Genomic DNA, 23,395 nt, shown 5'->3' with positions numbered 1-23,395 from the left:
AACGCCGGACGGGCTGGATGATCGCCGTCAGTCCCTGGCCAGGCCGAAGCGGGAGCGGAAGCCCGGGCGTTCGTCCGTGGCCACCGCGGCCGCGCCGGTCGTCACCGTCTCGTACACCGACAGGATGTCCGCGCCGACGGTGGACCAGTCGAAGCGGCGCACATGGGCGCTGCCGTGGTCGCGCAGCTGCGCGCGGCGGTCCGGGTCGGCCAGGAGGCGCAGGGCCGCGTCGGCCAGGGCGTCCGCGTCCTCGTTGGCGAACAGCTCCCCCGCCGCCCCCTGGTCGAGGACCTGGGCGAAGGCGTCCAGGTCGGAGGCGAGCACGGGGGCGCCCGCCGACATCGCCTCGACCAGGATGATGCCGAAGCTCTCGCCGCCGGTGTTGGGGGCCACGTACAGGTCGATGCTGCGCAGGAAGCGCGCCTTGTCCACGTCGCTGACCATGCCGAGGAACTCGACGCGGGAGCGGAGCTCGGCGGGCAGCGTCTCCACCGCCTCCTCCTCGTCGCCCCGGCCGGCCACCAGCAGCCGGGTCTGCGGACGGGCGGCGAGGATCTTCGGCAGGGCCTTCATGAGCACCGGCAGGCCCTTGCGGGGCTCGTCGATGCGGCCGATGAAGCCGATCGTGTCGCCCTGCCACTCGGGGTTCGGCTCGGCCTTGGCGAAGAAGTCCACGTCGACGCCGTTCGGGATCACGACGGCGTCGCCGCCCAGGTGCTCGACGAGCGTACGGCGGGCGTACTCGCTCACGGCGATCCGGGCGCTGATCTTCTCCAGCGCCGCTTGCAGGATCGAGTACGCGGCGATCATCGCGCGCGAGCGGGGGTTCGAGGTGTGGAAGGTCGCGACGATGGGTCCCTGGGCCGCCCAGCAGGTCAGCAGGCCGAGCGACGGCGAGGTGGGCTCGTGGATGTGGACCACGTCGAACGCGCCGTCGTGCAGCCAGCGCCGGACCCGGGCCGCCGAGAGGAAGCCGAAGTTCAGGCGGGCCACCGAGCCGTTGTACGGCACCGGGACCGCGCGGCCGGCGGAGACGACGTACGGCGGCAGGGGCGTGTCGTCGTCCGCGGGGGCCAGCACGGACACCTCGTGGCCCAGGCGGACGAAGTATTCGGCCAGGTCCCGGATGTGGAACTGGACCCCGCCCGGTACGTCCCAGGAGTACGGGCAGACGATGCCGATCCTCACGCGCGCTCCCCGTCGACGGGCCGCGGTTCCAGGTCCGCGAGCCACAAACGCTGCAGCATGTGCCAGTCCTCCGGATGGTCGGCGATCCCCGTGGCGAAGGCGTCGGCCAGCGCCTGTGTCATGACGGACGTCTTCTCGGCGCGCGTACCTGTCTCGGGTACCTCGACCGGGGGGTGGATCCGGCCGCGCATGACGGGCGAGTCGTCGTACCAGAGGGTGACGGGCAGCAGGAGCGCGCCCGTCTGCTGGGCGAGGAGGGACGGGCCCGCGGGCATCCGTGCCGTCTCGCCGAAGAACTTGACCTCCACGCCGGAGGCGGACAGGTCACGGTCGGCGACCAGGCAGACCAGGCCGCCGTCGCGCAGCCGCCGGGCCAGGGTGCCGAACGCGGAGCCGCCGCTGTGCGGCAGGACCTCCATGCCGAGGCCTTCGCGGTAGGCGACGAAGCGGTCGTAGAGGGTCTCGGGCTTGAGGCGCTCCGCGACGGTGGTGAAGGGGGTTTCGAGCTTGGTGGTGACCCAGGCGCCGGCGAGGTCCCAGTTGGCCAGGTGCGGCAGCGCGAGGATCACGCCCCGGTCGGAGGCCAGGCCGTCGGTCAGGTAGTGGGCGTCCTGGACGTCGAAGCCGGTCCTGACCCGCTCGGGGCTCCAGGCGGGCAGCCGGAAGGACTCCATCCAGTAGCGCAGGTACGAGCGCATGCCCGCGCGCGACAGCTCGGCCAGCCGCTCGGGGCTCGCGTCGGGGACCACGCGCGCGTAGTTGCTCTCCAGGCGCAGGACGCCCTTGCCGCGCCGCTTCCAGGCGAGGTCCGCGATGGTGCGGCCCAGGCCCGTGGCCACCGGCTCGGGAAGTTTCTTGACGGTGCTCCAGCCGAGCCCGTAGAGGGAGTCGGTCAACCGGTCGGCGATGCTCACTTCGCCGCCTCGCTCCCCTGGGACGCGTTGCTCCCCCGGGACGTGTTCGCGCCGTTCTCGGCGGCGGCCGCCGCCTCGGCCTCGGCGGACTCCCGGCGGACCGTGACGACGCGCTGGATCAGGGTGACCAGGCTGCCGACGGCAACGATCCACAGGGCGACCGGCAGCAGGTACTGGATGCCGGGCACGCCGAACTTGTGCAGGCCCGCCAAACCGGCGGCGACCAGCGAGATCACCAGCCGCTCGGCGCGCTCCACGAGCCCGTTGACGGCGACCGGCAGGCCGATCGACTCGCCGCGGGCCTTGGTGTACGACACCACCTGGCCGCTGGCCAGGCAGAAGATCGAGACGGCGCACAGGACGTTGTCGTCGCCGTTGCCCGCGTACCAGAGCGCGAAGCCGCCGAAGATGGCGCCGTCGGCGACCCGGTCCAGGGTGGAGTCCAGGAAGGCGCCCCAGCGGCTGGTGCGGCCCAGCTGGCGTGCCATGTTCCCGTCGACCAGGTCGGAGAAGACGAAGAGCGTGATCACGACCGTGCCCCAGAAGAACTCACCCCGGGGGTAGAAGACCAGTGCGCCCGCGACCACACCGGCGGTGCCGAGCAGCGTCACCGTGTCGGGGCTGACGCCCCTGCGGATGAGAAACGCGGCGAATGGTGTGAGGACACGCGTGAAGAATGCACGCGCGTACTTGTTCAGCATGGCCTTCCCGACGGTCAGTGTCGCCGCGCGGCCCCTGCTGGCCACCGGCTGGCCCATCGTAGCCACGCGCGCGTGTCGGCGACCGCCGGGCACCCGGACCCCGCTCCTTCGGACGCGGCGGACGGCCCGCCACCCACGGCCCGCGGCGGGATCGGGTCCGTCGTATGGACGCAACGTGACGGGAGTGGAAAGCTCGAAGGACCGCGGGCGTCGCCGGAGCCGCCAGTGCACGCGGTCCCGCGTGTCCGCGCCCCCAGTGACCTCACCGTGTACGGGAGGCAGGAACATGGGCGACAAGGCACAGACACACCCTGGAGCCGCCGGCAGGGCTACGGCGGCCGACCACCCCGCGTCCGTACGGAATGTGGTGCTGGTCGGCCACTCCGGATCGGGCAAGACAACTCTGGTGGAGGCTCTCGCGCTGACCGCGGGGGCCGTTAACCGGGCGGGCCGCGTGGAGGACGGCGGCACCCTCTCCGACTACGACGAGATCGAGCACCGGCAGCAGCGCTCCGTACAGCTGTCCCTGGTGCCCGTCGAGTGGAACGGCATCAAGATCAACCTTCTCGACACCCCCGGATACGCCGACTTCGTCGGAGAGCTGAGGGCCGGTCTGCGAGCCGCGGACGCGGCTCTCTTCGTCGTCTCGGCCTCGGACGGGGTGGACGGCTCGACCCGGATGGTGTGGGAGGAGTGCGCGGCCGTCGGCATGCCGCGGGCCATCGTCGTCACACACCTGGAGGCCGCCCGCGCGGACTTCGACGAGATGACCCGGGTGTGCGCGCAGGCGTTCGGCGGCGACGACCCCGACGCCGTGATCCCGCTGTACCTGCCGCTGTACGGCGCGCAGGGCCCCGACGGGCACGCGCCCGTGACCGGGCTGACCGGGCTGCTCTCGCAGAAGCTGTTCGACTACGCGAGCGGGGAGCGCAAGGAGTCCGAGCCGGACGCGGACCAGCTGCCGGGGATCGAGGAGGCGCGCAACCGGCTCATCGAGGGGATCATCTCGGAGAGCGAGGACGAGACCCTCATGGACCGCTACCTCGGCGGCGAGCAGGTCGACGTCAAGACGCTGATCGAGGACCTGGAGCGGGCCGTCGCCCGCGGGGTCTTCTTCCCCGTCCTGGCCGGCGCCCCCGCGGCCGAGGGCGCCAAGCAGGGCCTCGGCACCGTCGAGCTGCTGGAGCTGATCACGGGCGGCTTCCCGACCCCGCTGGAGCGGCGGGCCCCGGACGTCACCACGGTCGACGGCAAGCCGCGTGGGCTGAAGACCTGCGATCCCGGCGGGCCGCTGGTCGCCGAGGTCGTCAAGACCTCCTCCGACCCGTACGTGGGCCGGGTCTCCCTGGTCCGGGTCTTCTCCGGCACGCTGCGGCCCGACGAGACGGTGCACGTCTCCGGGCACGGGCTGGCCGACCGCGGGCACGAGGACCACGACGTCGACGAGCGGATCGGCGCCCTGTCCACGCCGTTCGGCAAGCAGCAGCGGCCGGTGTCGCACGCCGTCGCGGGCGATCTGGCGTGCGTGGCGAAGCTGGGCCGGGCCGAGACCGGGGACACCCTGTCGGCCAAGGACGATCCGCTGCTCATGGCGCCGTGGGAGATGCCCGACCCGCTGCTCCCGCTGGCCATCCAGGCGCACAGCAAACCGGACGAGGACAAGCTCTCGCAGGGCTTGAGCAGGCTGGTCGCCGAGGACCCGACGATGCGTCTGGAGCAGAACCAGAACACGCATCAGGTCGTGCTGTGGTGCCTGGGCGAGGCCCACGCGGACGTCGCTCTGGAGCGGCTGCGCAGCCGCTACGGCGTCCAGGTCGACGTCGTACCCCACCGGGTGTCGCTGCGGGAGACGTTCGCGAACAAGGCCGCCGGGCGCGGGCGCCATGTGAAGCAGTCCGGCGGGCACGGCCAGTACGCCATCTGCGAGGTCGAGGTCGAGCCGCTGCCCGGCGGTTCGGGCATCGAGTTCGTGGACAAGGTGGTCGGCGGCGCGGTGCCGCGGCAGTTCATCCCGTCCGTGGAGAAGGGCGTACGCGCCCAGGCGGTCAAGGGAGTCGCGGCCGGCTATCCGCTGGTCGACGTGCGCATCACGCTGCTCGACGGCAAGGCGCACTCCGTTGACTCCTCCGACGCCGCGTTCCAGACGGCGGGCGCGCTGGCGCTGCGGGAGGCCGCGGCGGACGCGAAGATCCATCTGCTGGAGCCGGTGGCCGAGGTGACCGTCCTGGTCGGCGACGACTACGTCGGCGCCGTGATGAGCGATCTGTCCGGGCGGCGCGGCCGGGTGCTCGGCACCGAACAGGTGGGCTCCGGACGGACGCTCGTACGGGCCGAGGTGCCGGAGTTCGAGATCGGCCGGTACGCGGTGGACCTGCGGTCGCTGTCGCACGGCACCGCCCGGTTCAGCCGTGCGTACGCGCGGCACGAGCCGATGCCGCCGCAGATCGCCGAGAAGATCCGCGAACAGGCCAAGGAAGCCTCCTAGTCGGCTTCCTCGGGACACTCCGTCGAGCTGTGCGGAACGCTCCCCTCCGAGTCGGCGGACGGCTTTGGCCGTCCGCCGACGCTTGTCGGTGCCTGCGGATACGCTGATCACGTGATCGCCATCGTGCCGCCACGGCACGATGGCCTGATCAACAGGTGTGCGGGGCAAGGAAGTCGGGAAGGCCGCAGGAGCGGAACCGCGGCGATCGGGGGCGGGAATGTCGGTGGGAACGGAGTGGGACGGGCCACAGGTGCCCATCTCGGGCGACGAGAGTCAGGCTGCGACCTTCGCCCTGGCCTCGGCCGCCTACCGGGACAGCCCGGTCGACGAGATCAAGAAGGCCGACAACGACTGGCACGAGTCGGCGGTGTCGGCCGGCAGAATCGCGCTGTTCCGGCCGAACCTCGGCGAGGCCTTCTCCCGGGCCGTGGTCGACCGCATGCTCGGTTCCGGACGCAAGCCGCTCATCCAGTCCTTCGGCATGGACCCCCAGGTCGTCGTGGAGCACTGCCTGGCGGCCAACAACATCCGCAGGACGCGGGACAACCGGCTGAGCGCCGTCATGGTGCTGTGCGGGCTGGTGTTCCTGCCGGGGCTGCTGATCTGGCTGCTGGTCTTCCAGATCCGCACGACCGTCGCCAAGCGCGACAACAACCGGGCCGGGGCGCTCGCCACCACCCTGCTCGTCGCGGTCGGCGCGCTCGCCGCGATCTTCCTGGTGCGCATGCCGTTCACCGGCTTCTGGGCCTGGTACGCGCGGGCGGCCGTCGTCGCCCCGGTGCTGGGCTGGTTCTGGGCCAAGCAGATCTGCGAGAAGACGGCGCAGGATCTGCGCGCCCGCTGGGACGGTCTGCTCTCCGGCAGCAGCGTCGGCGCGAAGGTCCCCGAGACCGTGCCGAGCGGTCCGGGCGAGACCGCGGCCGAGCAACTGCGCCAGTCCCTCGCCAAGCTGAGCGCCGAGCAGCGCTCCAACTCCGTCTTCTACGCCGGGCCCAAGGGCATACTCGGCATGGGCACGCGCTGGGGTGCCTGGCAGCTCGCCGAAGACCTGCTCCCGGCCGACCCCGCGCGGGAGATCCACCCGTTCCGCAGCTGGGACGTCATCCGGTCCGTCCACGACCAGCTGCGCATGCTGGAGCGCGGCCCGCTGAACACCGGCGGGTTCCCCAAGCCGTCGATCCGGCACTGGATCGTCACCCCGATCGGGGAGAACGCGAAGGCGGTGTCCCGTCCGGACGGCACGGACGTCGACGCGTACCAGGTCAAGACGCACGCGATACAGGACATCTGCAACAAGCAGCAGTTCGGCAGCGGTGACCGGCACTACCTCGGCGTGCAGTGGACGCTGTGGGACGGGCAGTTGATCATCACCATGCTGATCACGGTGACCGTGCTGCACCAGACGCTGCGCATCGAGGTGACCGGGCACGCGCTGGGGCCGGTGCACCCGCTGTTCACCTCGAAGCCGGAGGCGCCGACCAAGCAGGTCGCCAAGTCCCTCAAGCCCTGGGAGAACCGGACGATCAAACTGCCGCTGATCGGCACCGACGAGGTGGTCCGGCTCACCGCGCGGGCGCCGCTGACCTGGTACCCGCCACTGCTGAACTGGCTCGGCGGCTCGCTGGGACTGCCCGAGCCGTTCGGGCTGCGGCACGCGTGGGCGGACCAGCCGTGGCGGCACCGGTTCATGGCCGACGACGCGCTGCGCGCGGCCACGCCGGTGCTGCGGGTCGTGCACTCGGCCGCGATAAAGGTGCTGGAGGAGAACGGCGTCGACACGGAGAAGTTCGGCAATCGGTCGTCGTTCCTGAGCACGGCGGTGCAGGATCCTTCGCCGCGGAAGGCGGACCTCTACGACGCGTAGGCCTCCGGCGGTCCGGCCGGGTTGGTGGGGTGCGGGTCCTGGGGGCCGCGCCCCCAGACCCCCGCTTTCGGCCTGGACGGCCTCGTCCTCAGACGCCGGACGGGCCGGCAGGTGTCGGCCAGGCCTCTGCCAGCATTTTTCTCGTGTCGGCCAGTAGTTGTGGGAGCACCTTCGTGTGGCCGACGACCGGCATGAAGTTCGTGTCGCCGCCCCAGCGGGGGACGATGTGCTGGTGGAGGTGGGCGGCGATGCCCGCGCCCGCGACGGTGCCCTGGTTCATGCCGATGTTGAAGCCGTGGGCGCCGGAGGCGGAGCGCAGAGCCGTCATGGCCTGCTTGGTCAGCTCGGCGAGCTCGGCGGTCTCCGCCTCGGTCAGGTCGGTGTAGTCGGCGACGTGACGGTACGGGACGGTCATGAGGTGGCCGCCGTTGTACGGGTAGAGGTTCAGCACCGCGTAGACGTGCTCGCCGCGGCGGACGATCAGGCCGTCCTCGTCGGACTTGGCCGGGATCGAGCAGAACGGGCAGCCGTCCTCGGCTCCTGGGCCGGTCGGCTTGTTCTCGCCCTGGATGTAGGCCATCCGGTGGGGTGTCCACAGGCGCTGGAACGCGTCCTGCGTCCCCACTCCGATCTGCTGTTCCGGCTCACTCGTCATGCAAAGCAGCATATGGCTTCGCCCGTTCGTGGCGTGTCGCCGGGGCGTGCGCGGACAGGGCGAGGGGCCCTCGGCGGATCACTCCGCCGAGGGCCCCTTGGGCCGGGACGTCGGACCTGCCGACCTCAGACCTGTGTGCGGTCCGCCACGACCTTCGCGATCTTCGCGATGGCCTCGTCGAACGGGATGCCGTTCTCCTGCGAGCCGTCGCGGTAGCGGAAGGACACCGAACCGGCCGCCATGTCCTCGTCGCCCGCGATGACCATGAAGGGCACCTTCTGCTTCTGGGCGTTGCGGATCTTCTTCTGCATGCGGTCGGAGGAGGAGTCCACCTCCACCCGCAGGCCCTGCTTCTTCGCCGCCGCGGCGAACTTCTGCAGGTACTCGACGTGCCCGTCGCCGATCGGGATGCCGATCGCCTGGACCGGGGCCAGCCACGCCGGGAAGGCGCCCGCGTAGTGCTCCAGGAGCACCGCGAAGAACCGCTCGATGGAGCCGAACAGCGCGCGGTGGATCATGACCGGGCGCTGCTTGGAGCCGTCGGCCGCCGTGTACTCCAGGTCGAAGCGCTCGGGCAGGTTGAAGTCGAGCTGGATGGTCGACATCTGCCAGGTACGGCCGATGGCGTCCTTGGTCTGGACGGAGATCTTCGGGCCGTAGAAGGCGGCGCCGCCCGGGTCGGGAACCAGGGGAAGACCCTGCTTCTCGGCGACCTGGCGGAGGGTCTCCGTGGCCTCTTCCCAGACCTCGTCGGAGCCGACGAACTTCTCCGGGTCCTTGGTCGACAGCTCCAGGTAGAAGTCGGTCAGACCGTAGTCGCGGAGCAGGCCGAGGACGAAGGTGAGCGTCTTGTCGAGCTCGTCCGACATCTGCTCACGGGTGCAGTAGATGTGCGCGTCGTCCTGGGTGAAGCCGCGCGCGCGGGTCAGGCCGTGCACGACGCCCGACTTCTCGTACCGGTACACGGTCCCGAACTCGAAGAGGCGCAGCGGCAGTTCACGGTACGAGCGGCCGCGCGCGTCGAAGATCAGGTTGTGCATCGGGCAGTTCATGGGCTTGAGGTAGTAGTCCACGCCCTCGTCGAGCTGCATGGGCGGGTACATGCCCTCGGCGTACCAGTCCAGGTGGCCCGACGTCTCGAAGAGCTTCCCCTTCGTCGCGTGCGGGGTGTAGACGAACTCGTAGCCCTCCTCCTCGTGCCGGCGGCGCGAGTAGTCCTCCATCACGCGGCGGACGATGCCGCCCTTGGGGTGGAAGACGGCGAGGCCGGAGCCGATCTGCTCCGGGACGGAGAACAGGTCGAGCTCGTTGCCGAGCTTGCGGTGGTCGCGCTTCTCGGCCTCGGCGAGGAAGTCGAGGTAGCCCTTCAGCTCGTCCTTGGACGGCCAGGCGGTGCCGTAGATGCGCTGGAGCATCGGGTTCTTCTCGCTGCCGCGCCAGTAGGCGGCCGCGTTGCGCATCAGCTTGAACGCGGGGATCAGGCGGGTCGAGGGCAGGTGGGGACCGCGGCAGAGGTCCTTCCAGCACAGCTCGCCGGTCTTGGCGTCCAGGTTGTCGTAGATCGTCAGCTCGCCGGCGCCGACCTCGACGTCGGCGCCGTCCTCTGAGGAGGCGGAGCCCTTGAGGCCGATCAGTTCCAGCTTGTACGGCTCGTCCGCGAGCTCCTCGCGGGCGGCCTCGTCGGTGACCACGCGGCGGGAGAACTTCTGGCCCCGCTTCTGGATCTCCTGCATCTTCTTCTCGACGGCCTTGAGGTCCTCGGGCGTGAACGGCTTCTCGACGTCGAAGTCGTAGTAGAAGCCGTCCTTGACCGGCGGGCCGATGCCCAGCTTGGCCTCGGGGAAGAGTTCCTGCACGGCCTGCGCCATGACGTGGGCGGTGGAGTGGCGCAGGATGCCCAGGCCGTCCTCGGAGGAGATCTCGACGCCCTCGACGGTCTCGCCGTCCCGCACCTCGTAGGCGAGGTCCTTCAGCTCGCCGCCCACGCGCGCGGCGATGATCGAGCGCTCGCCGGCGAAGAGGTCGGCGGCCGTAGTGCCCGTCGTCACCACGCGTTCTTCCCGCTCGGAATCGCGTTGGATGATCACACGGACGTCTGACACCGGTCTCTCCTGACTGCAGGTGGGGTGCGGCGCCATACCGGGAGCGCGCGCATACCGGATCGTACCGACCCGGCCCCACCGACCGCGAAACGGTTACCGACAGTCGGCGGTCAGTCGCAGTCCTCCCCGCTGCACGCCTCCTCGAAGTAGTCGAGGTTCTCCTGCAGCGACTTCATCAGCCGGTCCCGCTCCGCCTCGTCGACCTGCACCGGTACGACCCCGGACGCGCCGGTCAGCCGCCGGAAGCCGCCCCGGCTCTCCAGCCGCCCGTGCAGCCGCACCGGCAGCCCGACCAGGTGCGCCTGCCCGGCGATCCGGTAGTCCTCCTCGTCCAGGATCACGCGCACGTGCGGCACCTCGGCGCCGGCGATCACCCGCAGCCGTACCGCGCCCTCGCCGCGCGGCCCCGACCTGCGCATCCGGACCACGGCAGCGGTGAGCCGCACCGGCACGGATGGTTCCTCGCGCAGATAGCGGGCCCCCGCCTCGCGCAGGACGGGCAGGTCGCCGGGCGAGAACTCGACAGGCTCGGCGGAGGCGGCGCAGTCCTCGGGGGCGCCGGCGGCCGGTGCCCACTCCACGGCGATGCGCGCACCCTCCGTACCGCGCACGAGGGCGATCAGTGCCTCGGTGAGTTCGCGGCTCACCCCGGCTTCGACGGCGCCGTCGAAGGCGTCCATCCCGCCGGTGGCGCGCTGGTAGTCGATGGCCTCGCGGGCGGCGTACAGGGCCTGGTGGAGACGTACGGCGAGCGGGCGCCCGGTGCCGACGGGCACGAAGGCGGTGAGCCGGCGGCCGCCCGTCGCCGCGCCGACGAGGACGTGTTCCAGCAGCGTGCCGGCCGAGCGGCGGTGCCGGGCGCCGTAGTAGCCCGCACGCGCGCGTGTGGCGAGCGCGCCGGCGAGCAGCATCTGGCGGGCTGCGGTGCGCAGCTGTTCCTCGACGGTCCAGGGGGCGGCGCCCGCCGGGCCGCTGGGCACGTCGCGCCACCAGCGGATCTCGTCGCTGGGCACGGCGAGCCCGACCAGGACCTCGCGCGCGGAGGGCGAGCCGCTGCGGGACAGGGCCACGAGCGCCTCGGCGAGCAGGTCCTCGCTGTCGGGGAAGGCGCGGCTCTCGGGCACCAGCAGGCTGGTACCGCTGCCGCCGGGCCCGGGTGGAGTCCAGCGGCCGTAGCGTCCGGCTGCTCCGCCGCGCCGCTGCCAGCCGTGCCGGAGCAGCAGGGCGCCGAGCACGGCGGGGTCGACGTCGGCGGGCTCGGGGGGACCGTTCCAGGGGAGGTCGACGGGATGGGGCCTGACTTCCCGCAGGGGCTCGTCGAACAGACGGTGCCTCATGGTCTGCCTCCCGTCCCGACCCGCGTCATGATCTCGCAGAGCGCCCGGTCGTCGAAGATGCGCGAGGTGGGTATCCGCACGGTGGTCCGGTGCCGGCCGGTGACGGCGTGGCCGGCCAGGTTGACCCAGTAGCAGCAGTGCCGCAGATCGAGCCGGTCGTGGCTGGCGCGCAGCCAGTCGTCCTGGGAACGCGGGACGAGCATCACGACCAGGATCTTGTGCACCGAGACCGGGGTGCGGGCGAGCTTCGCCAGATGGTCGTTGTCGAGCGTGAAGGAGAAGAAACGGCCGGGCGGGTTCGGCGCGATCTGGTAGGTGCACTTGAGCTGCACCTTGATGGTGACCTCGTCGTCGACGGTGTGCCCGGGGGAGCCGTGACTGACGTGCCAGTCGATGCCGTTGTCCGGGAATGGCTGGGACAGAGAGCAGCCGGCCGCTGCCGCGACCGCGTGCAGATACCCCACCTGCAGTGTCTCCATGCACGCGGTGGTGGCGAGTGTGCCGCGATGGGGGCCCGTGCGTTCGGGCAGCAGCCCGCCCCGCTCGGGCTGCGCTATCGCCATGACCTACAGCCTTCCACGCCAAGTGTTTCCCCGCTGCGGGCCGCTGAACTGCAAAGACCCGTACTCCTGTTGTGTCCTTCCGGCGTACGGCGCAAACGGCCCGGGTATCACCAAACGGGCAGAAGACGGAACGTCAGCTGCCGTGGGTGAACGAGGAGTTGTGTAGGCATGACGTGCTGGTACGAGGGGCCCTTGGCGGCTTTTGACACGGAGACCACGGGCGTGGACGTCGAGACCGACCGGATCGTGTCGGCCGCCGTCGTCGTCCAGGACGCCCCGGGCACCCGGCCACGGGTGACCCGCTGGCTGGTGAACCCGGGTGTGCCGGTGCCGGAGGCGGCGACAGCGGTACACGGACTGACGGAGGAACACCTGCAGCGCAACGGCCGTTGGCCAGCGCCGGTGATGTACGAGATAGCGGAGGAGCTGGCCGAGCACGCGACCATGCACCGTCCGCTCGTGGTGATGAACGCACCCTTCGATCTGACGCTCCTGGACCGGGAGCTGCGCCGGCATCGGGCCTCGTCGCTGGACCGCTGGTTCGCGTCGTCGCCGCTGCTGGTGCTCGATCCGCGGGTGCTCGACAAACACCTGGACCGCTACCGCAAGGGCCGTCGCACCCTGACCGACCTGTGCGGACACTACGGCGTCACGCTGGACGGCGCGCACGACGCGGGCGCGGACGCGCTCGCCGCGATGGAGGTGGTACGGGCGCTCGGGCGGCGTTTCGCGACCCGGCTGGAGCGCCTCTCCCCCGCCGAGCTGCACACGTTGCAGACGACGTGGCACGCGGCGCAGGCGCGCGGCCTGCAGGCCTGGTTCGCGCGCAGCGGCTCGGAGGAGACCGTGAACATGGACTGGCCGCTGCGCCCGGACCTGCCGGCGGCGGCGTGAGACACAAAAAAGGCCGGTCCGACTGAACGGACCGGCCTCTCCCGGTGGGCGATACTGGGTTCGAACCAGTGACCTCTTCGGTGTGAACGAAGCGCTCTCCCACTGAGCTAATCGCCCGGGAACGCACTGAACAATACAGGTCCGGGCGGGCTTCCTTCAAACCGCTTCGAGGTACGCGGCAAGCCCGCGCCGCCCGGCCCGCATCATCAGCCGGTGGTTGAGGCGGAAGAACGGGCGTCCGGGCACGGCCAGTCGCCGCAGCAGCGGCTTGTTGACCTCGACGACCTGGTCGTAGCGGGCGAGGCTCCCTGCGCCGTCCGCGGTGACCGTCCAGCGGACCCAGCCCGCCATGTCGCCGGACAGCGCGCTCTCCAGGATCCCGGCGTCCGGGTCGCGGCGTCCCTCGTGCGCGGTGAAGGTCAGGTCGTACGGGAGGAACGAACGGACGGTGAACAGGCCCGCGGTGTCGTTCAGCCGGTTCACCGAGCGCACCTGGGGCCACCAACGGGGATAGTCCTCGACCCGCTCCAGCGCGTCGTACACCGTGGCCGGGGGCGCGGGCAGGGGCCACAGGCTGCGGAAGCGGTAGTGGGACCAGTCCATGGGCAGAGTCTGCCCGTACGCGGCGCCTCCCACCGGGATATGAGTACGTTCTGAGTACGCGCACTCATGCCGGGTGACGTGACGCCGACCACACTTCGAGCCATGACGTACCTCCCGCCCCCGGCCGAGGAGCTGCGGCTCATCGACGCGGAGCTGTGGCAACTCGACGCGCGCCGCGCCCATTTGCTCCGACGCCGTGCCTGGCTCCTGGCCGCCCTGCCCGCACCGGTGCCGCCGGCGCCCCTCGCACCGCCCCTCGCACCACCCCACCCCGAGGCCTCCGCCCCGCGCGTCCAGAACGTGCTGCTGCTTCTCGGCGGTGTGCTCCTGACCGTGGCCGCGATGGCGTTCACGCTGGTCAGCTGGGGCCATCTGGGCATCGCCGGGCGGGCCCTGGTGCTCGGTGCGGTCACGCTGGCCACCCTCGCGGCGCCGGTGGCGCTGCTGAAGCGGGGGCTCGGATCGACCGCCGAGTCGGTGGCGGGCCTGGGGCTCGCCCTGACGGTGCTCGACGCGTACGCGCTGTACGAGGCGGCGCTCACCGGCACGGACGGCACGGCGTACGCGGCGCTCGCCGCGGCGGCGCTGGCGGGACTGTGGGCGGCGTACGGGCTGCTGCCGGTGACGCATCGGCTGCGTACGCCGATCCCGGCCGCACTGGCCTGCGCCCAACTCCCTTTGTTCCTCTGGGCGATGGCGGTCGACGCGGGCCCGTACGGCGGCGCGCTCGCGCTCCTGGTGACGGCCGGATTCGACACGGTCGTGGCGCTCCGCGGCAACGCCCGAACCCTCCGTCTCGTCGCTGCCGTCGCCGCCTGCGGCACCGGCGGCTCGGGTGCATGGACGGCCGGCCTGCTGTCCTGGGACGCGGCCGGCCCGGGCGCCGCCGCCCGTGCGGCGGCGCTCCTCGCCCTCGCGGCGGTGATCGCGCTCGGCGCCGCGTGGCGCCTGGAGCGGCCGGTCACCGCCGCGAGTGGCGCCCTGGCGGGCGGTCTGCTGCTGGTGGCGGCGTGCGGCGGCGTCCTGCGCGCGGTACTGCCGGACGACTGGACGGTGCCCGGCCATCTGCTCTGCGGCGTCGCCCTGTTGGCGGCCGTACGGGCTCCTCTCCCCGAGCCCGTACGGCGCGGTCTCGCCCTGGCTTCGGGCTGTGTCCAGGCCCTGGCGCTGCTCTGGGCCGTCCCGCTGGTCGCCGTCACCCTCGCGGGCCCCGCCGCCTGGGCGGGGCACGCCTGGTCCGGCGCCCCGTCCGACGCGCGCGCCGCGGTGACGGTCGACGCGCCGTGGCCGCCTCATGCGGCGACCGTGCCGGTCGTCCTCGCGATCGTCACCGCCGTCCTGCTGGTCACGGTCCGCGACACGGTCTGGCGCCCTCGGGCCCTCGTCGCCGCGCTGCCCCTGGCATGGGCGACGCTCCTCGTCCTCCCGCCGGTGCTCGAACTCCCTTACTCCGCAGGGCTGTCGGTCCAGGGGCTGGTGACGGCGGGAGCACTCCTGACGGCCGCGTTCGTACGGGGTCACGGGCCCGCGCAGCCCGCGGCCCAGTCGCCCGCGCAGGTGACCGCCCTGGTCCTCGCGCTGGTCGGCTCCCTCGCTCTCTCCTTCACGGCGCTCGCTTCGCGGTCGGCAACCCTGGCCGTGCTCTGTGTCCTGACGGCACTGTTCGCGGGCGCGTCCCGCCTCCCGCGGCTCGCCCCGTTCACGGCGCCGGCCGCGTTCGCGCACGCCACCGCGCTCGCCGTCGCCACGGGTGCCGGCGCCGGGTGGCAACCGGCGCACACGGCGCTGCTCGTCGTGCTGGTTCCCGCGGCCGCCGCGCTGCTCGCCGCGCGCCTCGGTGACTCCCCGGTGACCGTTCCGGTCGAGGTGGTGGGAGCGGTGGCCGGGCTGCTCGCGTCGGGGCTCACCGTCGCCGACCCGCCGCTGCTGGCCCTGGTGCTCGGCCTGTGCGCAGTGATCACCTCGGGCGTGGCGCTGCGCCCCGATCGCCGTCCCGTCGGCTACGCCGGCGCCGTCCTGTTCGCTCTGGCCGCCTGGGTGCTTCTGGCGTCGTGGGGTGTGGTGGCCCCCGAGGCGTACACGCTCCCGGTCACGGTCCCGGCGCTGCTCGTCGGCGTGCTGCGCAGGCGGCGCGAGCCGGGGACCTCGTCCTGGCCGGCGTACGGCCCCGGACTCGCCGCCACTCTCCTGCCGAGCCTCGCCGCGGCCTGGGGCGACCCGCACTGGACGCGCCCCCTGCTGCTGGGCGCGGCGGCGCTGCTGCTCACTCTGCTGGGCGCCCGGCACCGGCTGCAGGCACCGCTGGTGCTCGGCGGCGCCGTGCTCACCCTGATCGCGCTGCACGAACTCGCTCCGTACCTGATCCAGTTGACGGGCGCGCTCCCCCGCTGGGTACCGCCCGCCCTCGCCGGACTGCTGCTGCTCGCGCTCGGCGCGACCTACGAACGCCGCATCCGGGACGTCCGGCGGGTGCGGGAGGTCCTGGGGAAGCTGAACTGAGCGTCCATGACGGCGGCGGGGAAGTGATCCGGACTCAGATTGCCTGCGTCGACCTGGGACTTGGAGTCAAGGAGAATTCCTCTTTGTCGTACTTGCGAAGAAAGCCGACGGCATTCCGGAATACGTCGGGCGGATTTCCACCCGCGGCCCGCGTCCGGAACTTCTCCCGGCTTCTTCTCGAAGAGCGCGATGGCCTGATCGATCTTTTTCGCCCGCCCCTCGGCACCTCACCACGGGTAACGGATCGTCACCACTCCGCTCCCGGACCCGCCGCCGCCACCCTCTTGAATCATTTCAAGCAAGCGCTTGTCGACAGGCAGGGAGGGGGCGCGCCTGTCGGCGGGAACGACGACGGCCCGTCTGCTCTGTCGCAGACGGGCCGTCGTCCCGGGTGGGCGATACTGGGTTCGAACCAGTGACCTCTTCGGTGTGAACGAAGCGCTCTCCCACTGAGCTAATCGCCCGGGCGCAGGGAGAACATTACCCCAAGTCAGGCGGTGCCTCCGACCAGGTGGCGGCCGGCCGGCGCACGCTCCCCGCGCGGTCGGATCACTGATCCTTGAGCTTCCACGGCATCACCATGCCGAACTTCCAGAGGTAGATCCCGACCAGCACCGCCACGATCACCAGGCCGATCACGGTCAGGGCGATGTTGCGGCGCCGCACCTTGGGGTCGAGCGCCCGCTGGGCCGCCTCGGTGACCTTCCGCTTCGTCCAGCGCAGGACGAGCTGGGCCCAGACGAACTCGGTCGCCCAGATCGCCATGCCGCCGAAGATCACCACCCACCCCGGCCCGGGCAGCGGAAGCATGACGATGCCGACGCCCACGACCGCGAGGCCGACGACGAAGACGCCGACCTGCCAGCTCACGTGCAGGGCGCGGCGCGCCTTGATGAACTCCGGCGCCCGCGATCCGAGTCCCCGCTCGTCCCGCGCCACGTCCGCCTTCACCCCGTCAGCCTTCACCTCGTCCGACACCGCTGCGATCTCACCCGCCCCGTTACTCCCCGTATTCATACGGCCAAACCCTACCGGAGCGAATCAGTCACCGGAATGGACGTACCTCTCGTACTGGTTCTCGGCCGGAAGAGTTACGTAAAGACAGGCAAAACACTCAGAGGGGTTTACAACGGCACCGTAGGTGGCATGTCGATTTCGCCGACGTGCGAATCCCCGAGCGCACACTGAGCGAAAGGCCCTGGCGCTTATGAACACCACGGTCAGCTGCGAGCTGCACCTGCGCCTCGTTGTGTCGAGCGAGTCCTCCCTGCCTGTCCCCGCAGGCCTGCGGTACGACACGGCCGACCCCTACGCCGTGCACGCCACCTTCCACACCGGAGCCGAGGAGACCGTCGAGTGGGTGTTCGCCCGCGACCTCCTCGCCGAGGGGCTGCATCGGCCCACCGGCACCGGCGACGTCCGCGTCTGGCCGTCCCGTAGTCACGGTCAGGGCGTCGTATGCATCGCCCTGAGCTCCCCGGAGGGGGAGGCTCTGCTGGAGGCCCCTGCGCGGGCCCTGGAGTCGTTCCTGAAGCGGACGGACGCCGCCGTGCCTCCCGGCACGGAGCACCGGCACTTCGATCTGGATCAGGAGCTGTCGCACATCCTGGCGGAAAGCTAGGCCGCGACCCTCGAAGCCGCCCGGCGCCGTCCACTCGGGGAGACGGCTCGGGCCAGGACAACCGCATACGGCAGGACCGACGCCGTCACCGTGAACCCACGGGGACGGCGTCGGCTTGCCCGCACGGGAACCACCGGGGCGCCGCGGGCGTTCTCCCAGTAGGCAGCCGGCAGCGGGGCGGGCCCGATGCGGGCCGTACCGTTGTCGCTACCATCGGCCAGCATCGGCGGGCGTCCGCCCGACCCCCCAGGCCAGGGAGCGAAACGTGCTGATCACCCACGACACCCGGTGCGCCCTCGACACCGTGGTGGATCTGGTGAACACCGTGCCGGAGGACGACTCGGCGACGGACGGGCTGCCGGATGTCGCGACCCTCGAAGATTTCGTACGAAACCACAAAATCAGCGATGTCGGGGCCCTGTCGGAGTTCGATCTGTCGGCGGTGCGCAAGGTGCGCGGGCGGTTCGCGGGGATCTTCGCCGCCCCGGACGCCCGGACCGCGTCCGGGTTGATCAACGAACTGGTCGCCGCCGCCGGTACGACCCCCCGGCTCACGGACCACGACGGCTACGACTGGCATGTGCACTACTTCGCGCCCGGCGCCTCAGTGGCCGACCACCTCGCGGCCGACTGCGGGATGGCGCTGGCGTTCTTCGTGGTCGCCGGAGAGCAGGAGCGGCTGCGGCGCTGCGAGGCGCCCGACTGCCGGCGCGCGTTCGTCGATCTCTCCCGCAACCGCTCGCGGCGCTACTGCGACAGCCGCACCTGCGGGAACCGGCTGCACGTGGCCGCGTACCGGGCGCGGCGCAAGGAGGCGGCCGGCTGATCGCCGGACGGGCTCCTCGATGCCGACGCCAGCCCGGCGGGTGACGCCGGGACTGGCGTGTACGGCTCACAGCAACAGCAGGTCGTGCAGCGCAGCCATGAGGAGCAGACACCCGATCACCGCTAGGAAGATCATCAGCGGTGGCTGGGAAAGGGCGAAGAGGCACCCGCGGGGCTCGTCCTTCGGCGGCGCGGCCTCGCTCTGTTCTGTGTCCAGCATCTCGCGGCGATGATGACGCAGCAGGCGCCCCGAACGCGATCAACACGCCCGCAATGAGCGGGAGTTCGCCGCTTTCCGTGATCTTCGGTCCGGATCGGGTCGACCCATGAGCACTTCCGGGCGCGCCACCGACGCAGTGTGTCGTTTCAGCGGGCGTGCACCGGCGCACTGTGTCGTTTCAAACGGTCACGCGCGGGTCATATGCCGTGCTTCTTGAGGATGGCCTCGATGTCACTGAATTCGTCGGCGGAGCTCTTCGCCGCGGGGGCCGTCGCGGGCCGGGTCGACTGGCGTGCGCCGGGTCCGAGGGAGGGTGCCGAGGCCGCCGGGGCGACCGCGTCGCGCTGTGCGCCCCGGGCCGCCTTCCGCTCGGCGCGGGTGCCTCCGCGCCGGCGCTCCACGATGCGCGTGGTCGCGAACAGGGCCCAGGCCATGCCCAGCACGCCGAAGCCCGCCCAGGCGGTGGGGCTGAAGGCGGTGTCGGCCAGCCAGCCGACGACACCCGTCATCACCAGTCCGACCGGCACGAGCGAGTAGGCCGCGATGCGGGTGGCCGCGAGGAAGCGCTTGCGGTACGCGGTGACCACGGCGATGCCCAGTCCTGCCGCGGACGCGGCGGAACAGACGGTCTCGGCAATCATCCGGTCCTCCTGGCGGGCTCGGTCGGGCGCGGCGCGACGAACGCGGTGCGCCGCGTCCCCTCCATCGTGCACCTTTGGGTCCCCGGGATGCCACGGTCCTGCCGGACATCAGGGACATCTCCGGGTCGCCTCCTTCGCAGGTGCCGGTCCTCGGAGAGCGGTTCCGATTCGGTCCCCGGGGCCCCGCCTGGGAGACTGGTGCGCATGAACGACTCCTCCCCCGCGAGCACCGAAGTCCCCGTCCTCGACGTCTGGTGCGAACTCCAGTGCCCGGACTGCCGCAGCGCCCTGGACGACCTGCGTGCCCTGCGTGCCCGCTACGGCGACCGGCTGGAGCTGCGGCTGCGGCACTTCCCGCTGGAGAAGCACAAGCACGCGTTCGCCGGCGCGCAGGCCGCCGAGGAGGCTCTGGAGCAGGGGAAGGGCTGGGAGTACGTGGAGGCCGTGCTCGGCCGGGTCGAGGAACTGGACCGCGGGGGAGAGCCCTTCCTGGTCGAGATCGCCGGCGAACTCGGTCTGGACGCCGAGGAGTTCGACACCGCGCTGATCGACGGGCGGCACATCCTGATCGTCGACGCCGACCAGGCCGAGGGCAAGGCGATCGGCGTGACCGGCACCCCCACGTACGTCATCGGCGGCGAGCGCCTCGACGGCGGCAAGAGCCAGGAGGGCCTGCGCGAGCGCATCGAGGAGATCGCGGACCGGCTGCTGGCCGAGCGGGCCTGACCTCAGAGCAGGTTCTTGTACATCGAGTACGACGTCGGCACGTATCCCAGTGACGCGTACAGCTGCTCGGCCGGTGTGTTGCCGGCGAAGACGTTGAGGCCCAGGACGCGCTTTCCGGCAGCGATCGCCTGCGCCTCGGCCAGCAGCATCAGGGAACGTCCGTGGCCCCGGCCGCGGGCGTGCTCGTCGGTCTCGACGTCGTAGACGTACGCCGTGTCCCCGGCGAGGGACAGCCACAGGGTCCCGACCCCGGCTCCCTCCTGCTCCAGCACGCTCACCAGCATGTTCTCGGTCGCGAGGCCCTGGGGCAGCAGTTGTGCGTGGTCGTGCTCCGACTTGGCCCGCGCCTCGGCCTCGGGTACGCCGCGGTCGATCCAGTCCTGCGCGTACTCCGCGAGCTTGCGCACGAGCCAGGGCTCGAACTCGGCCTCGGTCATGGCTCTGCCCCGGCTGCCCGCGGGCAGTTGGGGAGGTGTGTCGCCGAGCGGCTTGTGCATGCCGCGGTTGCGGTGGACGTAGCCGAGCGCCGTGGAGAGCCGCAGCGCGCCGCCGGCGTCGGCGGGCACGGAGACCTCGATGCGCCGGCAGCCCCAGCCGCGCGCCACCTCCTCGGCGGCGAGCGCGGCCACCGCGCCCCGGCCGCGTCCGCGGTCGGGCTCCTCGATGCGCAGATCGTCGATCCGGGCGACGGAGGGGCCGAACACGGGGTGCGTGGACAGGTCCACCACACCGACGGGACGGCCGTTCACGCACACCTGGAAGTTGCGCGACAGCGCCCCGTCGTCGGCACGCTGAAGCGGCTCGGTCGGCCGCAGGGTAGTGGTCATCACGGGTGTTCTACCCGTTCCCGGCTCCCTGAGCAGCCCAATTTCCGGGACAGTGCGGGAGCGGCCGGGCCGGTCAGGGATCGAGGTCGTCCCCGGACCGTTCGTCGAAGATCTGCATCGCCTTGGCCGTCACCGGGCCCGGTGCGACGGGAAGTTCACGGTCGTCGACGCGGTGCACGGCCTGGACGTCGCGCAGGGTGGACGTCAGGAAGACCTCGTCGGCGCGTTCCAGGACGTCCAGCGGCAGGTCGGTCTCCTTGGCGCCGGTCCACTCGACGGTCAGGGCGCGGGTGATGCCGGGAAGGCAGCCGGAGGCGACCGGCGGCGTGTGGATCTCACCGTCGAGCACGACGAAGACATTGGAGCCCGTGCCCTCGCAGAGCTGTCCGACCGTGTTGGCGAACAGGGCCTCGGAGGCGCCGTGTTGGTGGGCGCGGGAGAGGGCGACGACGTTCTCGGCGTACGACGTCGTCTTCAGGCCGGTGAGCGCGCCGCGCTCGTTACGGGTCCAGGGGACCGTGATCACGGCGGTGGCGTCGGGGCGGCGGCCGGTCTCGCCGAGGGCGACGACCAGGGTCGGGCCGTGCTCGCCGCGGTCGGAGCCGAGGGGGCCGTGGCCGCCGGTGTAGGTGATGCGCAGCCGGCCCAGCGGCATCGGGTTGGCCTCAAGGACGGCGGCGCAGGCACGGCGCAGCTCGTCGTGGTCGGGGTCGGGCAGGCCCAGACCCCGGGCCGAGCGGGTCAGCCGGTCGAGGTGGCGGGTGAGCGCGAACGGCTTCCCGTCGACCGCCTTCACCGTCTCGAAGATGCCGTCGCCCACGGTCAGCCCGTGGTCGAACACGGAGACGCGGGCGGACTCCATGTCCTGCAGTCCGCCGTCGAGCCAGATCCTCATGACAGAGCCTCTCCACTCTCCTCGTACGTTCCCGACGCTACCGCGAGCAGCCGGGACGCCTTCAGCTCGGTCTCCCGCCACTCGCCCTCGGGGTCGGAGCCCCAGGTGATGCCGGCGCCGGTGCCGAAGCGCAGGACGGCCGCGCCCCCGGCCGGCCGGTCGATCCAGAAGGTGCGGATGCCCACGGCCAGCTCGCCGGTGCCCTCATCGGCGTCGACCCAGCCGATGCCGCCGCAGTAGGGGCCGCGGGGCGCCGTCTCCAGGGCGTCGATGATCCGCAGGGCGCTGGACTTGGGCGCGCCGGTGACCGAGCCGGGCGGGAAGGCGGCGGCGAGCAGCTGGGGCCAGCCGTTGCCGTCGCGCAGCTCGCCGCGGACCGTGGAGACCAGGTGGACGAGGCCGGGGTGCTTCTCCACGGCGCACAGGTCGGGGACGGTCACGCTGCCGGTGGCGCAGACCTGCCCGATGTCGTTGCGGACCAGGTCCACGATCATGACGTTCTCGGCGTAGTCCTTCTCCAGGAGGTCCGCCTCGGTGCGGCCGGTGCCCTTGATCGGCCCGGACTCGACGACCCGCCCGGCGCGGCGCAGGAAGAGCTCGGGGGAGGCCGTGGCGATCTCCACTCCGTGCCCCGGAAGCCGAATCGTTCCTGCGTACGGCGCCGGATTGCCGCGTGCGAGCAGCGCGGTCAGCGCGTCCACGTCGGCGTCGGGGGCGACGCGCGCGGAGAGCACCCGGCAGAGGTTGGCCTGGTAGACCTCGCCGGCCGCGATGTGCTCGCGGATCCGGCGGACTGCGGCCGTGTACGCGGCGCGGTCGAGGGACGACGTCCAGTCACCGACCGCGGGGCCCCGCCAGTTCCCCGGCGCCGGAGCGGGCACGGGCGCCTCCCGCACCTGGGCGAAGCGGGCGCAGGTCAGCCGTCCCTCGAAGTCGGCGCAGACCGCCCAGAACCCGGTGGAGTCCAGGGCCGCGGGGTCGCTGGTGACGTCGAGGAGGCCGGTGGCGACACGGTCGCCGAAGCGGGCGAGGGCAGGGAGGTGGAGCACGCAGTCGAGTCTAGGGCGGGTGTCGCAGGTGTACTGGGGACGGCCCCGGGATGGCCCATGGGTGCCCTGACCACGTCCTCCTGCGAGTGCAGCGCAGCACGCTGCGCAAACGCGTTTTTGTGCTGGCCCGGGAATCCGCTAGAGTTCAACACGTCGCCGGGACGCGGGAGCGGACCGAAACGACAAGCGGACGTAGCTCAGTTGGTAGAGCGCAACCTTGCCAAGGTTGAGGTCGCGAGTTCGAGCCTCGTCGTCCGCTCGATGGAACTAGGGGTCTTCCCGATCCCCTACACTCCTGGTGGAGTGGCCGAGAGGCGAGGCAACGGCCTGCAAAGCCGTCTACACGGGTTCAAATCCCGTCTCCACCTCCAAGGACGATTAGCTCAGCGGGAGAGCGCTTCCCTGACACGGAAGAGGTCACTGGTTCAATCCCAGTATCGTCCACTGGTCCGCAAGGACCTTGATCCGCGAGGATCCCCGCGCGATTAGCTCAGCGGGAGAGCGCTTCCCTGACACGGAAGAGGTCACTGGTTCAATCCCAGTATCGCGCACGCAGCATCCCGGACGATTAGCTCAGCGGGAGAGCGCTTCCCTGACACGGAAGAGGTCACTGGTTCAATCCCAGTATCGTCCACACACCCCGGAGCCCCCGGCCGTCTCGAACGGCCGGGGGCTTCGTCGTGCGCCCGGATCAGCTGGAGAACAGCATGTGGCCGAAGCTCTTGTGACGGTGGTGGCCGCTGTGACCGCCGTAGTGGCCGCCGCCGTGGTGACCGCCGTGCGGGG

General features: G+C 71.5%; 21 protein-coding genes, 7 tRNA genes and 2 pseudogenes. 12 read left to right on the top strand and 18 right to left on the bottom strand.

The annotated features are described in order from the left end of the window. Positions 1–27 precede the first annotated feature (27 nt). The 3 genes from IPZ69_RS35795 to pgsA are packed head-to-tail and all read right to left on the bottom strand — an operon-like array spanning position 28 to position 2,860. Positions 28–1,188: a glycosyltransferase family 4 protein gene (locus IPZ69_RS35795; protein WP_235458860.1), complete on the bottom strand. Its 1,161-nt coding sequence runs from the start codon at positions 1,186–1,188 to the stop codon at positions 28–30. Continuing rightward, a complete protein-coding gene (locus tag IPZ69_RS35790; RefSeq protein WP_235458859.1) occupies positions 1,185–2,102 on the bottom strand; it encodes a phosphatidylinositol mannoside acyltransferase in 918 nt (305 codons plus the stop codon). Before IPZ69_RS35790 ends, IPZ69_RS35795 begins: the two co-directional genes overlap by 4 nt. Continuing rightward, the gene (gene pgsA, locus IPZ69_RS35785; protein WP_235458871.1) at positions 2,099–2,860 is read right to left on the bottom strand and encodes a phosphatidylinositol phosphate synthase; all 762 of its coding nucleotides are present in this window, start codon (positions 2,858–2,860) and stop codon (positions 2,099–2,101) included. Before pgsA ends, IPZ69_RS35790 begins: the two co-directional genes overlap by 4 nt. Before the next feature lie 229 nt (positions 2,861–3,089). On the opposite strand from pgsA, the gene IPZ69_RS35780 reads away from it, so the two are divergent. Together IPZ69_RS35780 and IPZ69_RS35775 are read left to right on the top strand one after the other, a co-directional pair. Further along, positions 3,090–5,288 carry an elongation factor G-like protein EF-G2 gene (locus IPZ69_RS35780; protein ID WP_235458858.1) on the top strand — a complete coding sequence of 733 codons (2,199 nt, stop codon included), beginning with the start codon at positions 3,090–3,092 and terminating at the stop codon, positions 5,286–5,288. A gap of 217 nt (positions 5,289–5,505) precedes the next feature. Next, on the top strand, positions 5,506–7,152 hold the full coding sequence (locus tag IPZ69_RS35775; RefSeq protein WP_235458857.1) for a hypothetical protein: 1,647 nt from the start codon (positions 5,506–5,508) through the stop codon (positions 7,150–7,152). An 88-nt stretch (positions 7,153–7,240) separates the two neighbouring features. Here IPZ69_RS35775 and IPZ69_RS35770 read toward each other — a convergent pair whose 3' ends face one another. From IPZ69_RS35770 to IPZ69_RS35755, 4 genes are all read right to left on the bottom strand, one after another. Beyond that, on the bottom strand, positions 7,241–7,819 hold the full coding sequence (locus tag IPZ69_RS35770; RefSeq protein ID WP_235458856.1) for an HIT family protein: 579 nt from the start codon (positions 7,817–7,819) through the stop codon (positions 7,241–7,243). Positions 7,820–7,932: 113 nt separating this feature from the next. After that, entirely contained in the window at positions 7,933–9,909 is a 1,977-nt protein-coding gene (thrS, locus tag IPZ69_RS35765) for a threonine--tRNA ligase (RefSeq protein ID WP_235458855.1), read from the bottom strand. Between the two features lie 110 nt (positions 9,910–10,019). After that, positions 10,020–11,246, bottom strand: coding sequence for a hypothetical protein (locus tag IPZ69_RS35760; RefSeq protein ID WP_235458854.1), 1,227 nt, complete (start codon positions 11,244–11,246; stop codon positions 10,020–10,022). After that, positions 11,243–11,809: a DUF4365 domain-containing protein gene (locus tag IPZ69_RS35755; RefSeq protein WP_235458853.1), complete on the bottom strand. Its 567-nt coding sequence runs from the start codon at positions 11,807–11,809 to the stop codon at positions 11,243–11,245. Before IPZ69_RS35755 ends, IPZ69_RS35760 begins: the two co-directional genes overlap by 4 nt. Positions 11,810–11,977: 168 nt before the next feature. On the opposite strand from IPZ69_RS35755, the gene IPZ69_RS35750 reads away from it, so the two are divergent. Beyond that, positions 11,978–12,703, top strand: coding sequence for a 3'-5' exonuclease (locus IPZ69_RS35750; protein ID WP_235458852.1), 726 nt, complete (start codon positions 11,978–11,980; stop codon positions 12,701–12,703). A gap of 45 nt (positions 12,704–12,748) precedes the next feature. Here IPZ69_RS35750 and IPZ69_RS35745 read toward each other — a convergent pair. Next, positions 12,749–12,820 (bottom strand) — tRNA-Val (locus IPZ69_RS35745). 39 nt (positions 12,821–12,859) lie between these two features. Further along, entirely contained in the window at positions 12,860–13,306 is a 447-nt protein-coding gene (locus IPZ69_RS35740) for an SRPBCC family protein (RefSeq protein WP_235458851.1), read from the bottom strand. Positions 13,307–13,408: 102 nt separating this feature from the next. Between IPZ69_RS35740 and IPZ69_RS35735 the strand changes: the two genes are divergently transcribed. Beyond that, positions 13,409–15,805 carry an SCO7613 C-terminal domain-containing membrane protein gene (locus IPZ69_RS35735; protein WP_235458850.1) on the top strand — a complete coding sequence of 799 codons (2,397 nt, stop codon included), beginning with the start codon at positions 13,409–13,411 and terminating at the stop codon, positions 15,803–15,805. 8 nt (positions 15,806–15,813) lie between these two features. Here IPZ69_RS35735 and IPZ69_RS35730 read toward each other — a convergent pair. From IPZ69_RS35730 to IPZ69_RS35720, 3 genes and pseudogenes are all read right to left on the bottom strand, one after another. After that, positions 15,814–16,086 (bottom strand): annotated as a pseudogene (locus IPZ69_RS35730) (sugar ABC transporter substrate-binding protein); the annotation flags it as partial. 111 nt (positions 16,087–16,197) lie between these two features. Further along, a tRNA-Val gene (locus IPZ69_RS35725) sits at positions 16,198–16,269 on the bottom strand. An 85-nt stretch (positions 16,270–16,354) separates the two neighbouring features. Next, complete coding sequence (locus IPZ69_RS35720; RefSeq protein WP_235458849.1) at positions 16,355–16,822, bottom strand: TIGR02611 family protein; 468 nt, start codon at positions 16,820–16,822, stop codon at positions 16,355–16,357. Between the two features lie 190 nt (positions 16,823–17,012). Between IPZ69_RS35720 and IPZ69_RS35715 the strand changes: the two genes are divergently transcribed. Both IPZ69_RS35715 and IPZ69_RS35710 read left to right on the top strand, forming a co-directional pair. Continuing rightward, a complete protein-coding gene (locus IPZ69_RS35715; RefSeq protein ID WP_004002642.1) occupies positions 17,013–17,426 on the top strand; it encodes an SsgA family sporulation/cell division regulator in 414 nt (137 codons plus the stop codon). Positions 17,427–17,691: 265 nt separating this feature from the next. After that, positions 17,692–18,252, top strand: a complete 561-nt coding sequence (locus IPZ69_RS35710) for a CGNR zinc finger domain-containing protein (RefSeq protein WP_235458848.1) — start codon at positions 17,692–17,694, stop codon at positions 18,250–18,252. Between the two features lie 66 nt (positions 18,253–18,318). Here IPZ69_RS35710 and IPZ69_RS35705 read toward each other — a convergent pair whose 3' ends face one another. Both IPZ69_RS35705 and IPZ69_RS35700 read right to left on the bottom strand, forming a co-directional pair. Further along, positions 18,319–18,471: a hypothetical protein gene (locus IPZ69_RS35705; RefSeq protein WP_235458847.1), complete on the bottom strand. Its 153-nt coding sequence runs from the start codon at positions 18,469–18,471 to the stop codon at positions 18,319–18,321. Between the two features lie 197 nt (positions 18,472–18,668). Continuing rightward, positions 18,669–19,112: a hypothetical protein gene (locus tag IPZ69_RS35700; protein ID WP_235458846.1), complete on the bottom strand. Its 444-nt coding sequence runs from the start codon at positions 19,110–19,112 to the stop codon at positions 18,669–18,671. Positions 19,113–19,316: 204 nt separating this feature from the next. Here IPZ69_RS35700 and IPZ69_RS35695 point away from each other — a divergent pair, with 204 nt between their 5' ends. Beyond that, the gene (locus IPZ69_RS35695) at positions 19,317–19,838 is read left to right on the top strand and encodes a DsbA family protein (RefSeq protein WP_235458845.1); all 522 of its coding nucleotides are present in this window, start codon (positions 19,317–19,319) and stop codon (positions 19,836–19,838) included. Between the two features lie 2 nt (positions 19,839–19,840). Here IPZ69_RS35695 and IPZ69_RS35690 read toward each other — a convergent pair whose 3' ends face one another. The 3 genes from IPZ69_RS35690 to IPZ69_RS35680 all read right to left on the bottom strand — a co-directional run bounded on the left by IPZ69_RS35690 (position 19,841) and on the right by IPZ69_RS35680 (position 22,609). Continuing rightward, the gene (locus tag IPZ69_RS35690; protein WP_235458844.1) at positions 19,841–20,665 is read right to left on the bottom strand and encodes a GNAT family N-acetyltransferase; all 825 of its coding nucleotides are present in this window, start codon (positions 20,663–20,665) and stop codon (positions 19,841–19,843) included. A gap of 73 nt (positions 20,666–20,738) precedes the next feature. Then, positions 20,739–21,560, bottom strand: a complete 822-nt coding sequence (locus IPZ69_RS35685; RefSeq protein WP_235458843.1) for an aminotransferase class IV — start codon at positions 21,558–21,560, stop codon at positions 20,739–20,741. After that, entirely contained in the window at positions 21,557–22,609 is a 1,053-nt protein-coding gene (locus IPZ69_RS35680; protein WP_235458842.1) for a chorismate-binding protein, read from the bottom strand. Before IPZ69_RS35680 ends, IPZ69_RS35685 begins: the two co-directional genes overlap by 4 nt. Positions 22,610–22,795: 186 nt before the next feature. Between IPZ69_RS35680 and IPZ69_RS35675 the strand changes: the two genes are divergently transcribed. From IPZ69_RS35675 to IPZ69_RS35655, 5 genes are all read left to right on the top strand, one after another. Beyond that, positions 22,796–22,868 (top strand) — tRNA-Gly (locus tag IPZ69_RS35675). 38 nt (positions 22,869–22,906) lie between these two features. After that, a tRNA-Cys gene (locus IPZ69_RS35670) sits at positions 22,907–22,980 on the top strand. A gap of 1 nt (position 22,981) precedes the next feature. Then, positions 22,982–23,053, top strand: a tRNA-Val gene (locus IPZ69_RS35665). Positions 23,054–23,088: 35 nt separating this feature from the next. Continuing rightward, positions 23,089–23,160, top strand: a tRNA-Val gene (locus IPZ69_RS35660). A gap of 11 nt (positions 23,161–23,171) precedes the next feature. Continuing rightward, positions 23,172–23,243, top strand: a tRNA-Val gene (locus tag IPZ69_RS35655). Between the two features lie 57 nt (positions 23,244–23,300). On the opposite strand, the pseudogene IPZ69_RS35650 reads toward IPZ69_RS35655, so the two are convergent. Continuing rightward, a pseudogene (locus tag IPZ69_RS35650) lies at positions 23,301–23,395 on the bottom strand (zf-TFIIB domain-containing protein); the annotation flags it as partial.

Source organism: Streptomyces olivochromogenes (genome assembly GCF_021538895.1).
GTDB classification, from domain to species: domain Bacteria; phylum Actinomycetota; class Actinomycetes; order Streptomycetales; family Streptomycetaceae; genus Streptomyces; species Streptomyces olivochromogenes_A.
Note: the sequence above shows the minus strand (reverse complement) of the source record. Positions and strands in the feature narration are given on the sequence as shown.

What these genes read in the sequence shown, in the direction of transcription:
- IPZ69_RS35775 (WP_235458857.1), top strand. Translation starts at nt 5,506, where the DNA reads ATGTCGGTGGGAACGGAGTGGGACGGGCCACAGGTGCCCATCTCGGGC.
- IPZ69_RS35700 (WP_235458846.1), bottom strand. Translation starts at nt 19,112, where the DNA reads ATGATTGCCGAGACCGTCTGTTCCGCCGCGTCCGCGGCAGGACTGGGC.
- IPZ69_RS35685 (WP_235458843.1), bottom strand. Translation starts at nt 21,560, where the DNA reads ATGAGGATCTGGCTCGACGGCGGACTGCAGGACATGGAGTCCGCCCGC.
- IPZ69_RS35740 (WP_235458851.1), bottom strand. Translation starts at nt 13,306, where the DNA reads ATGGACTGGTCCCACTACCGCTTCCGCAGCCTGTGGCCCCTGCCCGCG.
- IPZ69_RS35705 (WP_235458847.1), bottom strand. Translation starts at nt 18,471, where the DNA reads ATGCTGGACACAGAACAGAGCGAGGCCGCGCCGCCGAAGGACGAGCCC.
- IPZ69_RS35750 (WP_235458852.1), top strand. Translation starts at nt 11,978, where the DNA reads ATGACGTGCTGGTACGAGGGGCCCTTGGCGGCTTTTGACACGGAGACC.
- IPZ69_RS35770 (WP_235458856.1), bottom strand. Translation starts at nt 7,819, where the DNA reads ATGCTGCTTTGCATGACGAGTGAGCCGGAACAGCAGATCGGAGTGGGG.
- IPZ69_RS35695 (WP_235458845.1), top strand. Translation starts at nt 19,317, where the DNA reads ATGAACGACTCCTCCCCCGCGAGCACCGAAGTCCCCGTCCTCGACGTC.
- IPZ69_RS35720 (WP_235458849.1), bottom strand. Translation starts at nt 16,822, where the DNA reads ATGAATACGGGGAGTAACGGGGCGGGTGAGATCGCAGCGGTGTCGGAC.
- IPZ69_RS35755 (WP_235458853.1), bottom strand. Translation starts at nt 11,809, where the DNA reads ATGGCGATAGCGCAGCCCGAGCGGGGCGGGCTGCTGCCCGAACGCACG.
- IPZ69_RS35715 (WP_004002642.1), top strand. Translation starts at nt 17,013, where the DNA reads ATGAACACCACGGTCAGCTGCGAGCTGCACCTGCGCCTCGTTGTGTCG.
- IPZ69_RS35760 (WP_235458854.1), bottom strand. Translation starts at nt 11,246, where the DNA reads ATGAGGCACCGTCTGTTCGACGAGCCCCTGCGGGAAGTCAGGCCCCAT.
- pgsA (WP_235458871.1), bottom strand. Translation starts at nt 2,860, where the DNA reads ATGGGCCAGCCGGTGGCCAGCAGGGGCCGCGCGGCGACACTGACCGTC.
- IPZ69_RS35735 (WP_235458850.1), top strand. Translation starts at nt 13,409, where the DNA reads ATGACGTACCTCCCGCCCCCGGCCGAGGAGCTGCGGCTCATCGACGCG.
- IPZ69_RS35690 (WP_235458844.1), bottom strand. Translation starts at nt 20,665, where the DNA reads ATGACCACTACCCTGCGGCCGACCGAGCCGCTTCAGCGTGCCGACGAC.
- IPZ69_RS35780 (WP_235458858.1), top strand. Translation starts at nt 3,090, where the DNA reads ATGGGCGACAAGGCACAGACACACCCTGGAGCCGCCGGCAGGGCTACG.